This window comes from Variovorax sp. GW531-E2, from assembly GCF_059423125.1.
The window spans coordinates 36,018-56,261 of record NZ_JBWKXQ010000040.1 but is presented as its reverse complement, the minus strand read 5'-3'; the positions used below and the strand labels follow the sequence as shown (position 1 = coordinate 56,261).

The following is a 20,244-nucleotide window of genomic DNA, read 5'->3' as shown; positions in this document are numbered from 1 at the left end:
CCCCCCACGCCCCGCCACCGCCGCCGGTCGCGCCTTCGACGACCGCCGCACCAGCCACGCGATCGGCACCATGGCCACCGCCTTCGTCGTGGGCGGCGTGGCCACCTGGTACGCACTGGGCGCCGCACGCACGGCCCGTGCCCGGCCCGCCGGCCCGGCCGACGGTGCCCCGCTGATGCGCGCGCCGCTGCAGGTGGTGGCGCCGGTCGACCTGCACCGCTACGCCGGCGTCTGGCACGAACAGGCGCGGCTGCCCAACCGGTTCCAGACACAGTGTGCCGGCCCGGTGAGCGCCGAGTACACGCCGCAGCCCGACGGCACCGTGCAGGTGCGCAACCGCTGCGTGCGCGACGACGGCAACTTCGACGAGGCCATCGGCAGTGCGCGCGTGGTGCCCGTGGCCGGCCAGCCCGGCGCGGGACGGCTGCAGGTGCGCTTCGCTCCCGCCTGGATGGGCTGGCTGCCGCTGGTGTGGGGCGACTACTGGATCCTGAAGCTCGACCGCGACTACCAGGTGGCGCTGGTCGGCACGCCCGACCGTGAGTACCTTTGGGTGCTGTCGCGCGCGCCGCGCCTGGAGGACGAGGCGCTGCAGGCCGAGCTGGACTACGCCCGCAGCCTGGGGTTCGACACCGACAGGGTGGTGCTCACCGGCAGGTAGCGCTGCAGTTGCGCCGGCAGCTTGTCGGGCGCGGTGCAATGGATGGCGTGCCAGCCGAAGGCGCGGGCCATCTCGACGTTGGCGGCCGAGTCATCGATGAACACCGTCTGCTCGGGGTCGAGGCCGTGGCGCATGGCCAGCAGCTCGTAGATCTCGCGCTCGGGCTTGAGGAACTTCACGTCGCCCGAGAACACGCCGCCGTCGAAGCGCCGCATGAAGGCGTGCCGGCGCTCGAGGGCGCGGGCGAACGGCACGGGCATGTTCGACAGGTAGTACAGGCGCAGCGGCTCGCCGGCGTCGCGCTGCACGAGCAGCTCTTCGAGCATCGCGACCGTGACGTCGATCGGCGCCAGCCGCTCCCCGAGCCCGTCGAGCATGGCGTGCAGCGACTCGGCGGGCAGCGCCAGCCGCGCCGACATGCGGGCGATGGCATCGTCCAGCGTGCGGGTGCCGCAGTCGAAGCCGGTCCAGTCGTCGTGATGGAAAAGGGCCCGGCCCAGGGCCGCGGCGGCGGCGTCAGTGGGGGCGTGAGAGGGGAGATGGGCCTGGACCAGCCGTGCCGGCTCCCAGGCGAACAGCACGGCGCCAAGATCGAAAACCACGTTCATGGCGCCATTGTTTCATGCGCCGGGCACCACGCTCACGCCATGGGTTCCGAGCGACAGGGTGGTCTGCGTGCCGGCCGCCAGCGGGCGCGACAGGTCGGTCGAGACCACGAAGACCGGCCCCAGCGGGGTGTCGAAGCCGTATTCGTAGAAGCTGCCCAGGTACGCCGACTTGCGCAGCGTGGCGGGCAGGCCGTCGAGCGCGCCGATGTCCCAGGCCTCGGGCCGCACCGCCACCTTCACCGTGCCGGGCGCCACTGCGTAGCGCGGCTGCAGGCGCAGCGGGCCGAGCGTGACGCTGCCGTCGGCCTGCGCCACGGCCGGAAAAACCATCGCCTCGCCCATGAAGCCGGCGACGAACTCGCTCTCGGGCCGGCCGTACAGCTGCTCGGGCGTGCCGCGCTGGGCGATCACGCCGTGGTCCATGACGATGATCTGGTCGCTCACGGCCAGCGCCTCGCTCTGGTCGTGCGTCACGTAGGCCACGGTGAGCTTCAGGCGCTGCTGCAGCGAGCGGATCTCCTCGCGCATCTCGCGCCGCAGGCGGGCGTCGAGGTTGGACAACGGCTCGTCGAACAGCAGCACCGCCGGTTCGAGCACCAGCGCGCGCGCCAGGGCCACGCGCTGCTGCTGGCCGCCCGACAGCTCGCTGGGCAGGCGCTCGTCGAAACCGACCAGGCCCACGCCCCTGAGCGCCTCGCGCGCGCGCACCGTGGCTTCGTCCTTCTTCACACCGCTCATGCGCAGGCCGTAGCCCACGTTCTCGATCACGTTCATGTGCGGGAACAGCGCGTAGCTCTGGAACATCATGCTCACGTTGCGCTCGCCCGGCCCGAGCGTGGTGACGTCGCGCCCGCCCATGAAGATCGAGCCCGAGGTCGGCGATTCGAGCCCCGCGATCATGCGCAGCGTGGTCGTCTTGCCGCAGCCCGAGGGGCCGAGGATGGTGGTGAGCGTGCCCACAGGCACCTCGAAGCTGATGCCCTTGACGGCCATCGGGCCGTTCTTGTCCGTGCCGTAGCGCTTGGTGACGTTGCGGAATTCGATACCGTTCATACGGAGAGGCTTTCCATTTTGTGATGCCCTTGGTGATTGGGCGTGGCCCCGCGTCTTCCCAACTTGCGCTCTCCGACCACGAACTGCACCAGCGCAATGGCCAGCGACATCAGCACCATGAGCACCGTGCAGTAGGCGAGCGCGATGCCGTAGTCGCCATTGCCGACGCGGCCGATGATGTAGGTGGTGGCCAGTTCGTTCTCGGCCGTGACCAGGAAGATCACGGCGCTCACCGTCGTCATGGCGCGCACGAAGCTGTAGACCAGCGCGGCCACCAGCGCCGGCTTGAGCAGCGGCAGCACCACCTTGAACAGCGTCTGCGACGTGGACGCGCGCAGCATCAGCGAGGCCTCGTCGAGCGAGCGGTCCAGCTGCTTGAAGGCGGCCGTGCCGGCCCGCACGCCCACCGGCAGATTGCGGAACATGAAGCACAGCACGATGATGAGCCCCGTGCCCGTGAGCTCGAACGGCGGCACGTTGAAGGCCAGGATGTAGCTCACGCCCAGCACCGTGCCCGGGATCGCAAAGGCCAGCAGCGCGCCGAACTCGAAGGCGCCCTGCCCCTTGAACTCGTTGCGCGCCAGCAGCCAGGCAATGAGCAGGCCCAGCGCCGCGGTGATCGGCGCCGAGATGCCGGCCAGTTTCAGCGTGGTGATCAGCGAGTTCCACGCGGTGCCGGCCCACACCAGCCCGAACTGGCCCCACTCCAGCGCGAAGGCGCTCTTGAAGTGGTTGAGCGTGAAGCTGTAGTCGCGGCCCCAGGTCTGCACGAAGCCGCCCGCGAAGGCGAACAGGTAGACCACGGCGGTGAACGCGATCCACGGCAGCGCGATGCACTGGATGGTGCGGCGCACGCCGTCGGGCAGCGCCATCGCGATGCCGGCGTCGCCCTTGCCGCTCACCGTCGTGTAGTTCTGCTTGCCGAGCAGGCCGCGCTGCAGCGCGAACACGCCGAGCGCGAACAGCGTGAGCACCCAGGCCAGCGACGCGGCGCGGCCCTGGTCGTACTGCGCGCCGACGATGGCGAAGAAGATGTCGGTCGACAGCACCGAGAACTGCCCGCCCACCACCACCGGGTTGCCGAAGTCGGCAATGCTCTCGATGAAGCCGACCAGGAAGGCGTTGGCCAGCCCGGGCTTGAGCAGCGGCAGCGTCACGGTGAAGAAGGCGCGGCGCCGGTCGGCGCGCAGCATCTGCGCGGCTTCTTCCAGGCTGGGCGCGATGCCCTGCACGACGCCGCGCATGATCATGAAGGCGATGGGCGTGAAGGCGAACAGCTGCGCCACGAGCACGCCTGGCATACCGTAGAACCAGCGCGTGGGCTCGATGCCGAACATGTTTTCGAGCACCTGGTTGACGATGCCCGCGCGGCCGAACAGCAAGATGAGGCCCAGGCCGACCACGAACGGCGGCGTGATGATCGGCAGCAGCGCCAGCACGCGCAATGCGCCCTGCCCGCGCCGGTTGCCGCGCTCGGCCATCAGCGCCATCAGCGTGCCCAGGAAGGTGGTGCCGGCCGCGGTGAGCAGCGCCAGCACCAGCGTGTTCCACGCCACGCCGCAGCGCACGCCGCCCGCCAGGCAACCCAGGCCCCAGATGCGCTCGGTGAACACGCGCGCCGCGAAGGCCGTGATCGACCACTGCCCGTCTTCATTGAAGAAGGCGCCCGACAGCGCCCGGCTCACCGGGTAGGCGATGAACAGCGCCATCAGCACGCCGCAGCCGACCACCGAGGCAGAGACGAACAGGTCGCCCTTGAACAGGCCGAGCCGCGCCATGCCGAAGGCCGCCAGCAGCACCAGCGCCGTGAGCGCCACGAAGCCGCCCGCGCCGATGCCGAACTGGTTGACGGCCAACTCGCCGAACTGGGTGTTGAGCGCCGCGACGCTCCAGCCGCGCGCGCCGATGGTGAAGCCCGCCACGGCCAGGCCGATGGCGCCGATCGCGCCGCCCGCCAGCAGCCAGCGCCCCTGCGCCTTGCCGGCCGGCAAGGCCGCACCGACGGCGCACAGCAGCAGCCCGGCCAGCCCGATGAAGAGCCAGCTGCGGCCCTGCGTCGCCGCCTGCATCAGGCCGTTGGCGCCTTCCGCCTGCCCGAAGACCTGCGGAACGGCTTCGTACCAGGTCGCATCCTGGATCGCATACCAGGGCAGCACGAGATAGGCCGCCAGGCCCAGCGCGACCCAGGCCCAGATCCATCGCCGCGCGCGCCGGGCGGCGGCCAGGGACGCCGGGTTGGCCGGCGCGCCTTCGTTGGAACGCGCCTGCACTTAGCGCGGCAGCGAGTTGACGTCTTTTTCCCAGCGCGCGATCAGGCGGCGACGCTCGGCGCTGGCGCCGTACTTGGCGTAGTCGTAGTTGATGAACTTGATCTTCTTGAAGTCAGGAATGCGCGGGTCGAGCTTGGCGCTCGCGTTGCTGGGCAGCTGGAACTGCTTGTTGGCGGCGCCCAGTTCCTGCGCCGCGGGCGTGAGCGCCCATTCGTAGAACTTCTTGGCGGCATCGAGGTTGCGCGCGCCCTTGATGACGCTCATGGAGCCGATCTCGGCACCGGTGCCGTCGCTCGGCGTGATGGTCTCGACCGGGAAGCCCTGCATCTTCTCGCCCGGGCCGTCGTGCACGAAGCTGATGGAGATCGCGGTTTCGCCGCGCGCCACCGCCTTGATCGGGCCGGTGCCCGAGCGGGTGTACTGGCCCACGTTCTTGTGCAGCGCCTTGAGGTAGTCGAAGGCCTTGTCCTCGCCCATGAGCTGCACCAGCGTGGCGATCATGGTGTAGGCCGTGCCGCTCGATGCGGGGTTGGCCACCTGGATGTCGCCCTTGTACTCGGGCTTGAGCAGGTCGGCCCAGGTCTTGGGCACGGGCAGCTTCTTCTTGGCCAGCAGCTCGGGGTTGTAGCCGAAGCCCAGCGGGCCCGAGTAGATGCCCACGGTCTTGTAGCCCGACTGCTTGGCCTGCTGCTGGGCCCAGGGATGCAGCTGCGTGAGCGTGGGCGACTTGTATTCGAGCGTGAGCCCCTGCTCGGCCGCCTGCAGGTGCGGGTCGCCCGTGCCGCCGAACCAGACGTCGGTCTTGGGGTTGTCCTTCTCGGCGATGAGCTGGGCCAGCGCCTCGCCCGAGCCCTTGAGCGCCATGTTGATGCGCACGCCCGTGGTGCGGGCGTAGACGGTGGAGATTACGTTGCACCACTCGGCCTGCACCGAGCAGATGACGTTGACGGTCTGCGCCGACGCGGCGGCCGACAGACCCAGCAGCGCGGCTGCCGTGAAAAGCTTCTTCATTGGTATTCCCCTGCCTCGGCAATAAAAAAAGGCCTCGCGGCCATGGGACAGCGTAGCTTTAGTACAGGTGTGCCGAATCGGTACAAGTACCATCGCGACTGGCACGTTGCCTGCTCGGCATTCAGACAAAGGAAAGTTTTCTCATGAGCTTCGATCTCGTTCTGTTCGGCGGTACTGGCGACCTTGCGTGGCGCAAGCTGATGCCCGCGCTGTTCCAGGCCTTCAGGCACGGCAGCCTGCCGCAGGACGGGCGCATCGTCGGGGTGGCGCGCGACGACCTGTCGGACGACCAGTACCGCGAGCTGATCCAGTCGCGCTTCAGCGCCGTCGAAGGCGCCAAGCGCCCCTCCCCCGAGGAGTTCAAGAAGTTCGCGTCCATGCTGCACTACCTGCGCATGGACCTGTCCAAGCCCGCCGACTACGCCAGCCTGGCCGACCTGCTCAAGCAGCGCGACGCCAAGACGGTCGTGATGTACGTGGCCACGGCGCCCGCGCTCTTCACGCAGGTGGTCGAGCAGATCGCCGCCGCCGGGCTCAACGGCCCGCGCACCCGCGTCGTGCTCGAAAAACCGCTGGGCCACGACCTGGCCTCCAACCGCGCCATCAACGCCGCGGTGGGCAAGGTGCTCGAGGAAAAGCAGGTCTTTCGCATCGACCACTACCTGGGCAAGCCCTCGGTGCAGAACCTGTTCGCGATGCGCTTCGGCAATGCCCTGTTCGAGCCCATCTGGCGCCGCGAGCACATCGCCAACATCCAGATCACCATGGCCGAAGACCTGGGCGTGGAAAAGCGCGGCGCCTTCTACGACCAGACCGGCGCCCTGCGCGACATGGTGCAGAACCACGCGCTGCAGCTGCTGTGCGCCGTGGCCATGGAGCCGCCCATCAACGCGCACGCCGATGCCATCCGCGACGAAAAGCTCAAGGTGCTGCGCGCCCTCAAGCCCTGGACGCCCGAGAGCCTGGGCCTGCACGCGGTGCGCGGCCAGTACACGGCCGGCACGGCCTACGGCGAGCGCGTGCAGGGTTACCGCGACGAGCCGGGCGTGAACCCCGACAGCCGCACCGAAACCTTCGTGGCGCTGCGCACCGAAATCGCCAACTGGCGCTGGGCCGGCGTGCCCTTCTACATCCGCACCGGCAAGCGGCTGGCCTCGCGCGACGCGCGCATCGAGGTCAACTTCCGCCCCACGCCGCACGCCATCTACCGTGCACCCGCAGGCAACGTGAACAAGCTGGTGATCAACCTGCAGCCCAAGGACGGCCTGGAGCTGCACATGCTCGCGCAGGCGCAGGACAACCGCCAGCGCGGCGGCAACGGCCACGCCAGCGCCGCGCAACTGGCGCCGGTGCAGCTCGACCTCGATTTCGACAAGCGCTTCGGCGCCGAGCGCGTGGGTGCCTACGAGCGCCTGCTGCTCGATGTGATCGACGGGCGCCTCAACCTGTTCGTGCGCAGCGACGAGCAGGAAGAAGCCTGGCGCTGGGTCGAGCCGCTCATCGATTCGTGGGAATCCGACGGCGGTCCGCGCCCCTATGCGGCCGGCACCTGGGGCCCCAGCGCGTCGAGCGCCATGATCGCGCGCGACGGCTTCGCCTGGGGCGAGGAGCAGTAAGACCGCCGCCGAATGCGCCGCGCCTTCAGCCGAACTGGAGGCAGCGCATGCTGAGCGTGCCCGACTGGAAGCCTTCGTAGACCGTCTTCGCACGCTCGCCCGGCGCCGCAGCGCCCAGGGCATACAGGAAGGGGAAGTAGTGGTCCGGCGTGGCCACGGCGGTCGACGCCCCTTCGAGCTTTTCGTAGCCGATCAGCGCGCGGTCGTCCCGGCCGGCCAGCGCGGCCTTGACCGCCTCGTCGAACGACTGCGCCCACGGGCGGCTGGCCTTGAGCCCATCGGGCGTGCCGCGGTCGGTGGCGCGCAGGTTGTGCACCACGTTGCCGCTGCCCATCACGAGCACCCCCTGGTCGCGCAAGGCCGCCAGGTCGCGCCCCACCGCATGGTGGAACGCGGCCGGCTTGTCGTAGTCGATGCTGAGCTGGAAAACCGGCACGTCGGCCTTCGGGTACAGGTGCTTCAGCACGGTCCAGGTGCCGTGGTCCAGCCCCCACTGCTCGGTGGCGATCACCGGCGTTTGCTTGACGGCGCCGATCGTTTCGCGCGCGAGTGCTGGATGACCCGCCGCAGGGTATTCGATGTCGAACAGCGCCTGCGGAAAGCCGCCGAAATCGTGGATCGTCTTGGGCCGCGTCTGCACCGTGACCCCGGTCGCGCCCTGGCTGAGCCAGTGCGCCGACACGCTGAGGATCGCAGTGGGGCGCGGCAGCTCGCGGCCCCAGGCGGCGAGGCGGCGCGTGAAGGCGTTGTCCGCCAGCGCGTTCATCGGCGACCCGTGGCCGATGAAGATGACAGGCATGCGGCGCGCCGGTGCTGCGCCAGCCGCGTGCGCGATCTCGGTCATCGACGCCAGCGCGGCGGTTGCGCCCAGCGCCGAGCCCATGAGAAAGCCGCGGCGGCCGAGCAGGCGGGTCATCGGGGTGGAGGTCATCGTGTCAGGGGTGTGGATTCGGGGGGCCAACCCGGGACTGTGCAACACAGTGAGGGCTGGGAAAGTGCGTTTACGCACACCGCCCGGCGCAAGCACCATGGTTCACGGCACGAATGCACGCAGGCGTTCGCCCAGCGGCGCCAGGAAATCGCGCAGCAAGGGCTCGCGCATCAGCGTGTCGAGGTAGCCCGGCGCCAGTCGCCCGTTCTCCGCATACACCGCCAGTACACGCAGGCTCTCGCCGCGCAACACGGTGGTCGCGTGGACGTCGCCCCGCCGCTCGCAGGCGCCCGCCATGTCGCGCAGCAGCGCCGTGGCATCGTCGGCATCGGGCGCCCATTGCTGGCCGTAGAGCCGGGCCAGCCGCTGCGCATCGGCGGACGGCATGTCGGGGAAGACCAGCGGCAGCAGGCGTTCGCGCACGCGGGTCAGCGCCGTCACATCAGTTTCCACGAGTTCCGCAGCGTGGCGGGTCGTCAGTTGGCTGAGCCTGATGCCGAGGTTGGCGAGCCGCACACCGCCGCGCACCAGTTCCAGCAGCAGGCCGAGCCATGCGAACCGGCCGAGCGTGGCATCGAAGCCCAGCCCGCGTTGCTGGATGCGCGGCAACGACAGCATCAGACCGCCCATCAGCAACGGTTGTTCGTGCGGCAAGTGGGCCAGCAACGCGGCCAGGATCTGGTCGTGCATCTCAGGCAGACGCTGCGTCGGCGGTTCTGCGCCGCCGTCGCGGGTGTACCAGGCACCGACCGCGCCGATCTCCGGCGACGCGCACAGGAACGCGGACTGCACCTGCAGGCGCTCGGGCGCACAGCGCACGGTCGGTGCCCACAGCGCCAGCGCGTCGCCGCGCGCCTGCATCAACCCCCACTGCGCAGCCGCTGCCCATCCCATCGGGACGGGCGCCTGCAACAGCTGCAACCCCGCCAGCCGCGGGTCGGCGGCCATGCGCGCGCGAACCACGTCGACGGTGGCGTCGGTGGAGCCGTCGTCCACCAAGATGATCTGGTGCGGTGCGAGGCTTTGCTCGGCGATCGATGTCAGGGCCTCCGCGACATCGGCCTCGTTGTCCCGCGTCACCATCAGGACGGACACCTGCGAGGCAGGCTCAGCCGTATTCCGTGCCCGCTGCCCCACCCATCGGTGCCGGGCCGCCGAAAGATAACGCTGCATCGCCCCCGCCAGCACCTCATGCTGCGGAGGCAAGGACTGCAGCGCCCGCGGCCCGGCGATTTCCAGCGCACGCCGCCGCGGCGCATCGGCCACCAGCGCGCGCACGCGGTCGACCAGCTCGTCCTTCGTGCACCCTTCGACCGCGTCGCGCAGCACGGGCGGAATCTCGGAATGCGGATACAGCTCCGACACCACGGCCTTGCGATGCCGCAGCAGGATCGACAGGCGCGGCAACTCCACGGTGCTGGAGTGATCGGCCTTGCGCATGTTCAGCCCGACCTTGGCGCGCGGCAGCAAGGCGTCGCGCTGCGCCGGGGTCCAGGCGGTGCCGAAGGGGTAGGCCACCCGCAGTCCGGCGGCCGTCAGTGCTTCCAACACCTGCAGCCGCCGGGGCGTCGTCTCGCCGAAGAAGATGACGTCGATGTCCTGCTGCGCGTCGTCCAGCACCTCGGACGCCGGCACCAGCGGCGTGGCCAGCGGCTCGAAGCCCGGGCCCACGTAGTCGGATCGATGGATGCCCAGCGCCGGGTGGTGCACCATGTTCTCGAGGCTGTACTCCCACACATGGGCGCGCTGCAGCAGCCGTTGGTAGCCGGGCATCTCCGCGAGCAACGCGGGCAGGGCCGGCTCGAAGTTGACGACGATCGCGTTCGGAGGCAGCTCGTCGTCCGAGGGCAGGCTCAGGCCCATCGCGAAGAAGAAGAGGTTGATGTCGTCGTTGTCGACACCCGGACCCGGTGCGATGCTTGTGGTGTAGCCGAGGCGTTCGCAGGCGAGGCGAAAGCCCTCCATCACCTCCCGCACGTTCTCGTTGCCCAGCGAGCAGAAGCGCAGGTGCGGCCGGTACGGAAAGTCCGCCGGCCAGCCCTGCGGGCTGCCGCCTTCACTCACAAACGGCCTTCCTCCACCGCGTGGCAGGCCACCTGCACGCCCTTGAGACTCAACAGCGACGGCCGCTCGGTCGAGCAGCGCGCATTCGCATGTGGACAGCGCGGATGAAAGGCGCAACCGGTCGGCGGGTTCAGCGGGTTCGGCACTTCGCCTTGCACCGGCGTGCGCGCACGGCCGGTGTGCTTCATCTGCGGGATCGCGTCGAGCAGCATGCGGGTGTACGGATGCTGCGGCTCGGCGAAGAGCTTCTGCTTGTCCGCCACCTCGACCAGCCGGCCCAGGTACATCACGCCGACCTGGTCGGCCACGTGACGCACCACCGCGAGGTTGTGCGAGATGAAGAGGTAGGTCAGGCCCTGCTCGCGCTGCAGGTCCTTCATGATGTTGAGCACCTGCGCCTGCACGCTCACGTCGAGCGCCGAGGTGGGCTCGTCGCACACGAGGAACTCGGGCTGCGTGGCGAGCGCGCGCGCAATGGAGATGCGCTGGCGCTGGCCGCCCGAGAACTGGTGCGGGTACTTGCTCATGTCCAGCGGCGAGAGGCCGACCGACTGCAACAGTTCGCCCACGCGCTGGCGCAGCGCGTCCTTGTCGCTCAGGATGCCGTGCTCGCGCAGCGGCTCGCCGATGATGTCCTCGACGATCCAGCGCGGGTTGAGGCTCGCGTAGGGGTCCTGGAAGATCATCTGGATGCGGCGGCGCAGCTGACGGCCTTCGGGCGTCTTGAACGCGGCGTGCGCGTCCTGCCCGTCGAACTGCAGGCCGCCGCGCGTCGGCGCATACAGGCCCACCAGCAGGCGCGCCACGGTGCTCTTGCCGCAGCCCGATTCGCCGACCAGCGCGAGCGTCTTGCCACGCTCGATGGAAAAGCTCACGCCGTCGACCGCATGCAGCAGCACGCGCGGCTTGCGTTCGAGCACGCGGTTGAGCCAGGGCGGCGAGACGTCGAAGGTGCGCGCGAGGTCGTGCGCGACCACGAGCGGCTCGCCGGTCTTTGCCGCTGCGGCGTCCTTGCGGGGTTCGATCACGGCGCTCATCGGGTCACCTCTGCCAGGGGTTCGGCCGCCTCGGGCGTGGCGCGCTCGCCGGCCGCCAGGGCGTCGTGGTGCTGCGCGGCGATCTCGGCCTGGCCCGCATGCGGGTCGGCGGCATCGTGCAGCCAGCAGGAGGCGCGCGTGGCGCCCGCGTGCATCAGCTCGGGCCGCTCGGTCAGGCAGCGTGCGAAGGTGCGCGGGCAGCGCGGGTTGTAGGCGCAGCCGGTCGGAATGGCATTGAGCCGCGGCATGGCGCCGTCGATCTGGTTGAGCCGTTCGCGGTCGCTCGTCATGTCGGGGATCGACGCCATCAGGCCCGAGGTGTAGGGGTGCGCGGGCTGGTGGATCACCTCGTGCACCGGGCCGATCTCGGCGATGCGGCCCGCATACATCACGGCCACGCGGTCGCAGGTTTCGGCGATCACGCCCATGTCGTGCGTGATGAGCATCACCGCCGCGCCGCGTTCCTTGCAGACCTGCTTGAGCAGCTGGATGATCTGCGCCTGGATCGACACGTCGAGCGCGGTGGTCGGCTCGTCGGCCACGATGAGCTTGGGCTCGGCCGCGAGCGCCAGGGCAATCACCACGCGCTGGCGCATGCCGCCCGAGAACTGGTGCGGGAAGTGGTCGATGCGCTGTTCGGCGGCGGGAATGCCGGTGTCCTGCAGCAGGCCGATGGCGCGCTTGCGCGCTTCCGACTCGGTCACGGGCAGGTGGGTGCGGATGGTCTCGATGAGCTGGCGACCCACGGTGTACAGCGGGTTCAGCGAGGTCAGCGGGTCCTGGAAGATCGCGCCGATCTTGCGGCCGCGGATGGGGCGCATCGCATCGAAACCGAGGTTGTCGATGCGCTGGCCCTCGAGCAGGATCTCGCCGCCGGCCACGCGGCCCGGCGGTTCGAGCAGGCCGATGATGGCCGCGCCGGTGAGCGACTTGCCCGCACCCGATTCGCCCACCACGCCGAGGATTTCACCGGGCGCGATGTCGAAGGAAATGCGGTCGAGCGCACGCAGCGTGCCGCGGCGGTTCGGAAATTCGACAACGAGGTCTTTGACCTGGAGCAGCGTCATGAGGCGTTCTCCTTTTCTGTTCAGCGCAAGCGCGGATTGAGCGCGTCGCGCAGCCAGTCGCCGAGCAGGTTCACGCTGAGTGCGATGAGCACCAACATCAGGCCCGGGAACACCGTGATCCACCATTCGCCCGAGAACAGGTACTGGTTGCCGATGCTGATGAGCGTGCCCAGCGAAGGCGAGGTCGGCGGCACGCCGACGCCCAGGAACGAGAGCGTGGCCTCGGTGATGATCGCGGTCGCGACCTGGATGGTGGCCAGCACCATCACCGGCCCCATCACGTTGGGCAGCACGTGGCGCAGCATGATGCGCAGCGGCGCAACGCCGGTGACGCGCGCGGCCTGCACGTACTCCTTGTTGCGCTCCACCAGCGTGGAGCCGCGCACGGTGCGCGCGTACTGCACCCAGCCCGTGAGCGAGATCGAGATGATCAGCACGCCGAAGGCCAGCGACTCGTGCGCGCCCGGAAAGAGCGCGCGGCCGACGCCGGCGATGAGCAGCGCGACGAGGATGGGCGGGAACGACAGCATCACGTCGCACACGCGCATGAGGAAGGAGTCGAGCCAGCCGCCGAAGAAGCCGGCCAGCAGGCCGAGCACCACGCCGACGACGACCGACAGCACCACCGACACCACGCCGACGATCAGCGAGATGCGGGCGCCGTAGATCACGGCCGAAAGAATGTCGCGGCCCTGGTCGTCGGTGCCGAGGATGTATTTGGTGGAGCCTTCGGCGCTCCACGCCGGTGGCAGGCGGGCGTCACCGAGTTCGAGCGTGGCGAGGTCGAAGGGGTTGTGCGGCGACACCCATCCGGCGAACACCGAACAGAAGACGCACACCAGCGCAATGACGGCGGCGGCGATCGCCACCGGCGAGGTGCGAAAGCTGTAGCCAACATCGCTGTCGAGCCAGCGGGCCAGATTTTTTTTCATCGTGAAAGCAAAAAAGGAATGGGCCCGCAAGAAGCGGGCCCATGGTCGGGCCGCTCAGGCAGCGGCCCACGGTCGACTTACTTGATGCTCATCCACTTGAAGTACATGAAGTTGTCGGCCAGTTGCACCAGCTCGACCTTCTTGCTCACGCCCCAGGCCAGCGACTGCTGATGCAGCGGCAGGTGGCCGATGTCGTCGGTGTGGACCTTGAAGGCTTCCTTGATCATCTCGTTGCGCTTGGCCTTGTCCGACTCGGACTGGATCTTCTTGGTCAGCTCGTCGAGCTTGGGGTTGCAGTAGGCGCCCAGGTTGAACTGGCCCGTGCCCTTGTCGTCGGGACACGAGGTGAGCGAGCTCAGCGCGTTGTGCGAGTCGTAGGTGGTCGGGGTCCACCCCAGCATGTAGAAGCTGGTGTCGCGGCGCAGGATCTTCGGGAAGTAGGTGCCCTTGGTCTCGGCCACGAGGTTGATCTTGACGCCGATCTTGGCCAGGTTGGCGGCCACGCTCTGGCAGATCTGGCCGTCGTTGACGTAGCGGTCGTTCGGGCAGTTCATCGAGACTTCGAAGCCGTTGGGGTAGCCGGCTTCGGTCAGCAGCTTCTTGGCGGCATCGACGTCGAAGGGCAAGCGCTTGTCTTGCTCGGCGGTCCAGCCGTTGATGCCCGGGCCGACGAGCAGCGCGGTGGGCTTGGAGGCGCCGCGCATCACGGTGCGCTGGATGCCGGCGATGTCGATGGCCTGGTAGAAGGCCTGGCGCACGCGCTTGTCCTTGAACGGGTTCTTGCCCTTCACGTTCGAGTACTGCAGCTCGTCGCGCTTCTGGTCCATGCCCAGGAAGATGGTGCGCATCTCGGGGCCGGTGATGACGCGGGCGTTGGGCGCGGCGTTGATGCGCGCGATGTCCTGCACGGGCACGGGCTCCATCACGTCGACTTCGCCGGAGACCAGCGCGGCCACGCGGGTCGCGGGGTTGGCGATGGGCGTGAACACGATCTCCTGCGCGTTGCCGTCGATCTTGCCCCAGTAGGTGCCGTTGCGCGTGAACACCGTGCGCACGTTGGGCTGGCGCTCGCGCACGCGGAACGGGCCGGTGCCGTTGGCCTTGAACGAAGCGGTGTTCTCGATGCCCTTGCGGCGGTCGACGGGCTTGGTGGCCTGGTTTTCCTCGCACCACTTCTTGCTCATGATCATGGTGAGCGAGATCACGTCGGGCAGGATCGGGAACGGGCCGTTGGTTTCGATTTCGACGGCGAGGTCGCCGACCTTGCGCACGGCCTTGATCTCGCTGAGCGTGGCCTTCATGTCGGAGCCGTCGCCCTGCGCACGCGCGAAGCTGAACACCACGTCGTCGGCGCTGAACGGCGTGCCGTCATGGAACACCACGCCCTTGCGCAGTTCGAAGCGCCACACGTTCGGCGAGGTCTGCTTCCAGCTCGTGGCCAGCAGCGGTGCCAGGCTCAGGTCCTTGTTGCGGCCCACGAGAGTTTCATAGACGTTGGCGGTGACGCTCAGTTGCAGCGACTCGTTGAGCGAGTGCGGGTCGAGCGACAGGGCGTCGCCCTGGTTCGCGATGCGGATGGTCTGCGCGCTGGCGACCATGCTGACGGCGCCCAGGGCGCACAGGACAGCGACCGCAGCCGCTTGCTTCTTGAAACTCATGGGAACACTCCTCGGGTTGAAATCGAACACATCACGGCGCCGCGGTGGCGGCGGCTTTCCCTGGCTGCAGGCTGCGGGTAGCAGCCAGCGGCATGCCCTGCTCGATCAGGCCCGCATGCAAAGCGGCGCCCAGCGGCAGGATCTCGTCGTTGAAGTCGTAACGGCTGTTGTGCAGGAAGGCGCCGCTGCGGGCGTCCTGGCCGATGCGCAGATAGGCACCGGCCTTCTTCTGCAGCATGAAGGAAAAATCTTCGGCGCCCATGCTGGGCTCCAGGTTGCGATCGACGTTCTTCGCGCCGACCAGCGCCTGCGCCACGTCGGCCGCGAACATCGCTTCGGGCGCGGTGTTGATCGTGGCCGGGTAGATGCGTTCGTACTTGATCGTCGCGGTCGCGCCAAAGCCGGTGGCAATGGCCGTGCACAGCTCGCTCAGTCGCTGCTCGACCTGCGCCTGCACGCGTGCGCTGAAGGTGCGCACGGTACCGACCAGCGTGGCCTCGCCCGGGATCACGCTCATCGCGCCGAGGTCGCCGGCCTGCACGGCGCAGATGCTGACGACGGCCGCGTCGATGGGACGCACGCTGCGCGACACGATGGTCTGCGCTGCGGTGATGATGTGCGCGGCCACCACGACGGGGTCGATGGTCTGGTAGGCATGCGCGCCGTGGCCGCCCTTGCCCTTGATCTCGATCGTCACGCGGTCGGCCGCAGCCATCATCGCGCCGCGGTTGATGCCGACGGTGCCGGCCGGCATCGCGGGCCAGTTGTGCATGGCGTAGACGGCGTTCACCGGGAAGCGGTCGAACAGGCCGTCTTCGATCATCACGCGCGCACCGGCAAGGCCTTCTTCGCCGGGCTGGAAGATCAGCACGGCGGTGCCGTCGAAGTCGCGCGTCTCGGCCAGATAGCGCGCGGCGCCGACCAGCATGGCGGTGTGGCCGTCGTGGCCGCAGCCGTGCATGAGGCCGTCGTTGGCGGAGCGCCAACCGAAGTCGTTGTCCTCGCGCATGGGCAGCGCGTCCATGTCGGCACGCAGGCCGATCATGCGGCCGCTGGCGGTCGACTTGCCGCGGATGACGCCGACGACACCGGTCTTGCCGATGCCCTCGTGGATCTCGTCCACGCCGCAGGCGCGCAGCGCCTCGCGCACGCGGCCCGCCGTGTAGACCTCTTCGAAGCCGAGCTCGGGGTGGGCGTGCAGGTCGCGACGAAAGGCCGTGATCTCGGGGTAGAAGCTGGCGATGTGCGCGAAGGCCCGGCCGGAGGCCTGCAGGCGCGGCGTTGCGGCAGCGGTTGCGACACTCACCTCAATGGCCTCCCGCCTTGCCCACGCGCAGCCGGGGATCGACCACGAAGTACAACAGGTCGACCACGAGGTTGATCACCACGAAGATCAGCGCGATCAGGCACAGGTAGGCGGCCATCACCGGAATGTCCGCGAAGGTCACGGCCTGGATGAAGAGCAGCCCCATGCCGGGCCACTGGAACACCGACTCGGTGATGATGGCAAAAGCGATCAGGCCGCCGAGCTGCAGGCCGGTGATCGTCATGACCGGCACCAGCGTGTTCTTGAGCGCGTGGCCGAAGTGGATCGCGCGGTTCGACAGGCCCCGTGCGCGCGCGAACTTGATGTAGTCGGTGCGCAGCACCTCGAGCATCTCGGCGCGCACCAGCCGCATGATCAGCGTGAGCTGGAAGATCGCCAGCGTCACCGCCGGCAGGATGATGTGGTGCCAGCCGTCGGCCTTGAACAGGCCGCTGGTCCACCAGCCGAACTGCACCGTGTCACCGCGCCCGAAGCTCGGGAACCAGCCCAGCGTCACGGCGAAGACCAGGATCAGCAGGATGCCGATCAGGAAGGTGGGCAGCGACACGCCGAGCAGCGAGACGGTCATGAACACCTGGCTCATGAAGGTGCCACGGCGCAGGGCGGTGTACACGCCCATCGGAATGCCGACGAACAGCGCCAGGGCCGCGGCCACGAGTGCGAGTTCGAGCGTGGCCGGGAAGCGCTCGCCGATCAGGCGCGACACCTTGGCGCCCTGGCGCAGGCTCAGTCCGAATTCGCCCTGTGCGGCGTTGACGAGGAAGTGCCAGAACTGCACGAAGAAGGGTCGGTCGAGCCCCAATGCGGCGCGCATTTCACGGATCTGGTCGGGCTTGGCATCCTGCCCCAGCAGGAACACGACCGGGTCGCCGACATATTGAAAGAGGAGGAAGGCAATGAACGCAACCGCGATCATCACGATCACGGCCTGGATCAGGCGGCGCAGTACAAAGGCAGTCATTCAGCAACAAGAGTGATCGCGGCATGCTAGCAGTGCAAGCAGCGTGCCCGCACGGGGGTTCCCCGGGGGTGGAGGCGCAATTTTTACGAGTGAGAACGGGCGCGCGCCAAAAGAAAAAGCCACCCGGCTTGCGCCGGGTGGCTTTCAGTCTTTCGATTCGAAGCTGGCTTGCGCCAGCATCAAATTAGAAAGCGTGACGGATACCGAAGTCGTAGCCGGTCGAGTTCTTCGGGGTGAAGACACCGCTGTTGATGAAGGCCGGGCCGCCAACGGTCAGGGCTGCACCGTTCTTGTTGCTCACGCGAGCAACGGTAGCGTACAGAGCCGTGCGCTTCGACAGGTTGTGCACGTAGCCGATAGCCAGCTTGTTAGCCTTCGGGTCAGCGATACGCGGCTGGAACAGCACTTGCGGCTGGTTCAGGTCGTACTTGACGCTCGAGTACGAAGCGCGGATCAGGCCAGCACCGACGGGCACGGTCACGCCGAGCAGGTAGCCGGTCAGGTCGGTGTCAGGCGTAGCGCCGACGAAGGGGGTGACTTCGTAGTCGACCTTGTTCTTGACGCGCGACACTTCACCGAACAGCTTCACGGGACCGAAGTCGTACGAAGCGCCCAGGTTCAGCGTGTTGACCTTGTTGGTCACGCCAGCGTAGAACTGGTCACCCGAGGTGCTGCTGCCATAGGCCAGCGCAACGTCCAGAGGACCGTTGGCATAGCCGAAGCGGCCACCGACGTAACGACCGGTGCGCGAGTTGTTCGCGACGTTAGGCGTAGCGGTACCAGGGCTGAACTTGTCCTTCTCGTGGAAGCCGTACTGCACTTGGCCGTAGAAGCCGCCCAGGTTCGGGGGCAGGAAGTAGCCGATGGTGTTGCTGGCGCGAACGTAGTTCGGGTTGCCACCAAAGCCACCGGAACCGCCGGTGGTGTTGAAACCGCTGGCCGTCGAGATCAGGTTGGTGCCAACGCCGTTGGTGCCGAACGGATCGAACACGGTGTCGTTCCAGAACGTCGGGGTGTAATCACGGCCCAGACGAACTTCACCGAAACCACCCGACAGGCTCACGGTCGAGCGACGAGCGAACGTCGAAACGCCAGTTGCGCCGTCGTCGTTGGTGATCGGGGCTTCGAGCCAGAAGCTGGCTGCCAGGCCACCACCCAGGTCTTCCGTACCACGGAAGCCCAGACGGCTGGAGTTGTAACCCGAGTTAGCCAGAGCCGTGCGGCTGACCTTGACGCTGCCACGGTTCAGGTAGAACGGGTTCAGGAAGGTGGCGCCGTTCAGGTCACGCGAGGTGGACGAGTAGCCGCTGATCGACGCGTCGACCACACCAAACAGCGTGACGGACGACTGAGCCGAGGCAACACCGGCAACAGCCAGGGCAGCCAGAGCAACTAGAGATTTTTTCATTGCAAGTTTCTCCAAGGTTAAACATAGGGCTCCGGTGCGAAGGGCTCACCGTGACTGGCACTTTTGTGCTCCCACCGGACCCCGGGCCAACCTCCTTTTGGGAAGTTGATGCTATTGCACCAGAGCCGCTGCGGCAGGGCAAAACAAATCGCCCTAAATCTTGGAAGCCCCGCGTGTTTCGTTGCAGTCGTGCAACAAAGGACTTAGACGGGTGGTTTTGCCACGATATGAAACGAAATGTGCTGTCCTTGCATCGCCGGACAGGTGCGTTCAAATAGACCCATGACCGCCCTGCTCGACCCCGCCCTCACAGCCGCCGATGCGGCTTTGCGCACGCTTTTTGCCCGATCTCACGCCACCCGGGCGCTTCCGCCCGCGATCCAGCCGCAAGGTGAATTGAGCGAATCGGAGCGCCGCGAGGCCGGTGCGCTGATGCGCGTGAACCATGTCGGCGAAGTCTGTGCCCAGGCGCTGTACACCGCCCAGGCCGCCGTGGCGCGGGACCCGGCGTTGCGCGCGCACTTCCTGGAAGCCGCGCATGAAGAAACCGATCACCTGGCCTGGACCCGGCAGCGGTTGGACGACCTGGGCGCCCGCCCGTCCCTCCTGAATCCACTCTGGTATGCAGGCGCCTTCGGTCTTGGCCTGATTGCCGGACGCCTGGGCGATCCCCTGAGCCTCGGCTTTGTCGCCGAAACCGAACGGCAGGTGGAAGCGCACCTTGAAAGCCACCTGGACCGGCTGCCGCCGACCGATCACGCGTCCCGCGCCGTGGTCGAGCAGATGAAGGTTGACGAAGCCCGCCATGCCACGCAGGCCGTCGACGCGGGCGCAGCGGAACTGCCGGCCCCGGCCAAGGCCCTGATGCGCCTGGCATCGCGGGTCATGACGACCGTCGCCCACCGAATCTAGGGCCTTCGGTCGCCATCCAACGGGGTTTTCAGGTCTCGATCAGATCGAAGCTGGTCGTGATTTCCGCCGTCTTCGCCAACATGATGCTGGCGGAGCAGTAGGTTTCGTGGCTGAGAGCGATCGCCCGCTCCACGGCGATGGCCGGAATGCCCTTGCCCGCCACGGTGAAGTGCATGTGGATCTTGGTGAAGACCTTGGGGTCCTTTTCAGCGCGCTCGCTGGTCAGCTTGACACTGCAGCGCTCGACACGATGGCGCCCCCTCTTCAATATGAGCACCACGTCGTAGGCCGTGCAACCACCCGTGCCAGCGAGCACGGTTTCCATCGGCCGCGCGGCCAGGTTCTGGCCGCCGTTCTCGGGCTTGGCCGCATCCGGAGCGCCGTCCATCATCAGGACATGGCCGCTGCCGGTCTCGGCCACGAAGCCCATGGCCGATCGGGTGCCTGCGTCACCGGTCCAACTTACTGTGCATTCCATGGTGTTTCAGCTCCAATTGGGATGAATTGGTGCGCAAAAGTGCACGCCAACATCGGTTTGTGTGTGGGAAAAGCATCGCCTGCTTGTTGCATCGCAACAAAGGGTGGGTATACTCTATTTCATTGCTGCGCACTTCATGGTGCGCACCCAGTTGTCTCCTCCACCCTTCCAATTGGTGGATTTAGCCCCGAGTCGCAAGACTCGGGGCTTTTTTCTTTGTGCGCCCCGATGGCCGCGCCACTCTAGCCGT

Annotated in this window: 17 protein-coding genes; 3 read left to right on the top strand and 14 right to left on the bottom strand. The window is 67.8% G+C overall.

Translation table 11 applies throughout. From position 1 onward, the window contains the following. Positions 1-661 (top strand): lipocalin family protein (locus AC07XP_RS21610; protein ID WP_495265828.1); only part of this gene is annotated, 661 nt, incomplete at its 5' end. Here the strand turns inward: AC07XP_RS21610 and AC07XP_RS21605 are convergent. The 4 genes from AC07XP_RS21605 to AC07XP_RS21590 are packed head-to-tail and all read right to left on the bottom strand — an operon-like array spanning position 607 to position 5,603. Beyond that, positions 607-1,269 carry an HAD family hydrolase gene (locus AC07XP_RS21605; protein WP_070059991.1) on the bottom strand — a complete coding sequence of 221 codons (663 nt, stop codon included), beginning with the start codon at positions 1,267-1,269 and terminating at the stop codon, positions 607-609. The genes AC07XP_RS21610 and AC07XP_RS21605 overlap by 55 nt on opposite strands. A 12-nt stretch (positions 1,270-1,281) precedes the next feature. Then, the gene (locus AC07XP_RS21600; protein WP_062472653.1) at positions 1,282-2,322 is read right to left on the bottom strand and encodes an ABC transporter ATP-binding protein; all 1,041 of its coding nucleotides are present in this window, start codon (positions 2,320-2,322) and stop codon (positions 1,282-1,284) included. Continuing rightward, complete coding sequence (locus AC07XP_RS21595) at positions 2,319-4,592, bottom strand: ABC transporter permease (protein ID WP_495265827.1); 2,274 nt, start codon at positions 4,590-4,592, stop codon at positions 2,319-2,321. Before AC07XP_RS21595 ends, AC07XP_RS21600 begins: the two co-directional genes overlap by 4 nt. Further along, positions 4,593-5,603 (bottom strand): ABC transporter substrate-binding protein, encoded by a 1,011-nt coding sequence (locus tag AC07XP_RS21590; RefSeq protein ID WP_062472650.1) that lies wholly within the window; start codon positions 5,601-5,603, stop codon positions 4,593-4,595. A 143-nt stretch (positions 5,604-5,746) separates the two neighbouring features. Here AC07XP_RS21590 and zwf point away from each other — a divergent pair, with 143 nt between their 5' ends. Further along, a complete protein-coding gene (zwf, locus tag AC07XP_RS21585; RefSeq protein ID WP_062472648.1) occupies positions 5,747-7,219 on the top strand; it encodes a glucose-6-phosphate dehydrogenase in 1,473 nt (490 codons plus the stop codon). A 25-nt stretch (positions 7,220-7,244) separates the two neighbouring features. On the opposite strand, the gene ygiD is transcribed toward zwf, so the two are convergent. The 9 genes from ygiD to AC07XP_RS21540 all read right to left on the bottom strand — a co-directional run bounded on the left by ygiD (position 7,245) and on the right by AC07XP_RS21540 (position 18,604). Beyond that, positions 7,245-8,150 (bottom strand): 4,5-DOPA-extradiol-dioxygenase, encoded by a 906-nt coding sequence (gene ygiD / locus AC07XP_RS21580; protein ID WP_495265826.1) that lies wholly within the window; start codon positions 8,148-8,150, stop codon positions 7,245-7,247. 102 nt (positions 8,151-8,252) lie between these two features. Next, the gene (locus AC07XP_RS21575) at positions 8,253-10,214 is read right to left on the bottom strand and encodes a glycosyltransferase family 2 protein (RefSeq protein ID WP_495265825.1); all 1,962 of its coding nucleotides are present in this window, start codon (positions 10,212-10,214) and stop codon (positions 8,253-8,255) included. After that, positions 10,211-11,251 (bottom strand): ABC transporter ATP-binding protein, encoded by a 1,041-nt coding sequence (locus AC07XP_RS21570; RefSeq protein WP_495265824.1) that lies wholly within the window; start codon positions 11,249-11,251, stop codon positions 10,211-10,213. The genes AC07XP_RS21575 and AC07XP_RS21570 overlap by 4 nt, the downstream gene beginning before the upstream one ends. After that, on the bottom strand, positions 11,248-12,318 hold the full coding sequence (locus AC07XP_RS21565; protein ID WP_062472640.1) for an ABC transporter ATP-binding protein: 1,071 nt from the start codon (positions 12,316-12,318) through the stop codon (positions 11,248-11,250). Before AC07XP_RS21565 ends, AC07XP_RS21570 begins: the two co-directional genes overlap by 4 nt. 20 nt (positions 12,319-12,338) lie before the next feature. Continuing rightward, positions 12,339-13,250, bottom strand: a complete 912-nt coding sequence (locus AC07XP_RS21560) for an ABC transporter permease (RefSeq protein WP_070059999.1) — start codon at positions 13,248-13,250, stop codon at positions 12,339-12,341. Between the two features lie 77 nt (positions 13,251-13,327). Beyond that, complete coding sequence (locus tag AC07XP_RS21555) at positions 13,328-14,908, bottom strand: ABC transporter substrate-binding protein (RefSeq protein WP_495265823.1); 1,581 nt, start codon at positions 14,906-14,908, stop codon at positions 13,328-13,330. Positions 14,909-14,939: 31 nt separating this feature from the next. Continuing rightward, positions 14,940-16,214, bottom strand: coding sequence for a M20 aminoacylase family protein (locus AC07XP_RS21550; RefSeq protein WP_070060001.1), 1,275 nt, complete (start codon positions 16,212-16,214; stop codon positions 14,940-14,942). Position 16,215: 1 nt separating this feature from the next. Continuing rightward, positions 16,216-17,196, bottom strand: coding sequence for an ABC transporter permease (locus AC07XP_RS21545; protein WP_056573001.1), 981 nt, complete (start codon positions 17,194-17,196; stop codon positions 16,216-16,218). A 184-nt stretch (positions 17,197-17,380) separates the two neighbouring features. After that, positions 17,381-18,604: a porin gene (locus AC07XP_RS21540; protein WP_070094987.1), complete on the bottom strand. Its 1,224-nt coding sequence runs from the start codon at positions 18,602-18,604 to the stop codon at positions 17,381-17,383. A 282-nt stretch (positions 18,605-18,886) separates the two neighbouring features. Here AC07XP_RS21540 and coq7 point away from each other — a divergent pair, with 282 nt between their 5' ends. Further along, positions 18,887-19,516, top strand: a complete 630-nt coding sequence (gene coq7, locus AC07XP_RS21535; RefSeq protein ID WP_139700940.1) for a 2-polyprenyl-3-methyl-6-methoxy-1,4-benzoquinone monooxygenase — start codon at positions 18,887-18,889, stop codon at positions 19,514-19,516. Positions 19,517-19,544: 28 nt separating this feature from the next. On the opposite strand, the gene AC07XP_RS21530 is transcribed toward coq7, so the two are convergent. Beyond that, positions 19,545-19,994: an OsmC family protein gene (locus AC07XP_RS21530; protein WP_487848136.1), complete on the bottom strand. Its 450-nt coding sequence runs from the start codon at positions 19,992-19,994 to the stop codon at positions 19,545-19,547. Positions 19,995-20,244: the final 250 nt, after the last annotated feature.

Coding starts and splice junctions, on each gene's coding strand:
- AC07XP_RS21605 (WP_070059991.1), bottom strand. CDS start 1,269: ATGAACGTGGTTTTCGATCTTGGCGCCGTGCTGTTCGCCTGGGAGCCG.
- AC07XP_RS21600 (WP_062472653.1), bottom strand. CDS start 2,322: ATGAACGGTATCGAATTCCGCAACGTCACCAAGCGCTACGGCACGGAC.
- AC07XP_RS21590 (WP_062472650.1), bottom strand. CDS start 5,603: ATGAAGAAGCTTTTCACGGCAGCCGCGCTGCTGGGTCTGTCGGCCGCC.
- zwf (WP_062472648.1), top strand. CDS start 5,747: ATGAGCTTCGATCTCGTTCTGTTCGGCGGTACTGGCGACCTTGCGTGG.
- ygiD (WP_495265826.1), bottom strand. CDS start 8,150: ATGACCTCCACCCCGATGACCCGCCTGCTCGGCCGCCGCGGCTTTCTC.
- AC07XP_RS21570 (WP_495265824.1), bottom strand. CDS start 11,251: ATGAGCGCCGTGATCGAACCCCGCAAGGACGCCGCAGCGGCAAAGACC.
- AC07XP_RS21565 (WP_062472640.1), bottom strand. CDS start 12,318: ATGACGCTGCTCCAGGTCAAAGACCTCGTTGTCGAATTTCCGAACCGC.
- AC07XP_RS21560 (WP_070059999.1), bottom strand. CDS start 13,250: ATGAAAAAAAATCTGGCCCGCTGGCTCGACAGCGATGTTGGCTACAGC.
- AC07XP_RS21555 (WP_495265823.1), bottom strand. CDS start 14,908: ATGAGTTTCAAGAAGCAAGCGGCTGCGGTCGCTGTCCTGTGCGCCCTG.
- AC07XP_RS21545 (WP_056573001.1), bottom strand. CDS start 17,196: ATGACTGCCTTTGTACTGCGCCGCCTGATCCAGGCCGTGATCGTGATG.
- AC07XP_RS21540 (WP_070094987.1), bottom strand. CDS start 18,604: ATGAAAAAATCTCTAGTTGCTCTGGCTGCCCTGGCTGTTGCCGGTGTT.
- coq7 (WP_139700940.1), top strand. CDS start 18,887: ATGACCGCCCTGCTCGACCCCGCCCTCACAGCCGCCGATGCGGCTTTG.
- AC07XP_RS21530 (WP_487848136.1), bottom strand. CDS start 19,994: ATGGAATGCACAGTAAGTTGGACCGGTGACGCAGGCACCCGATCGGCC.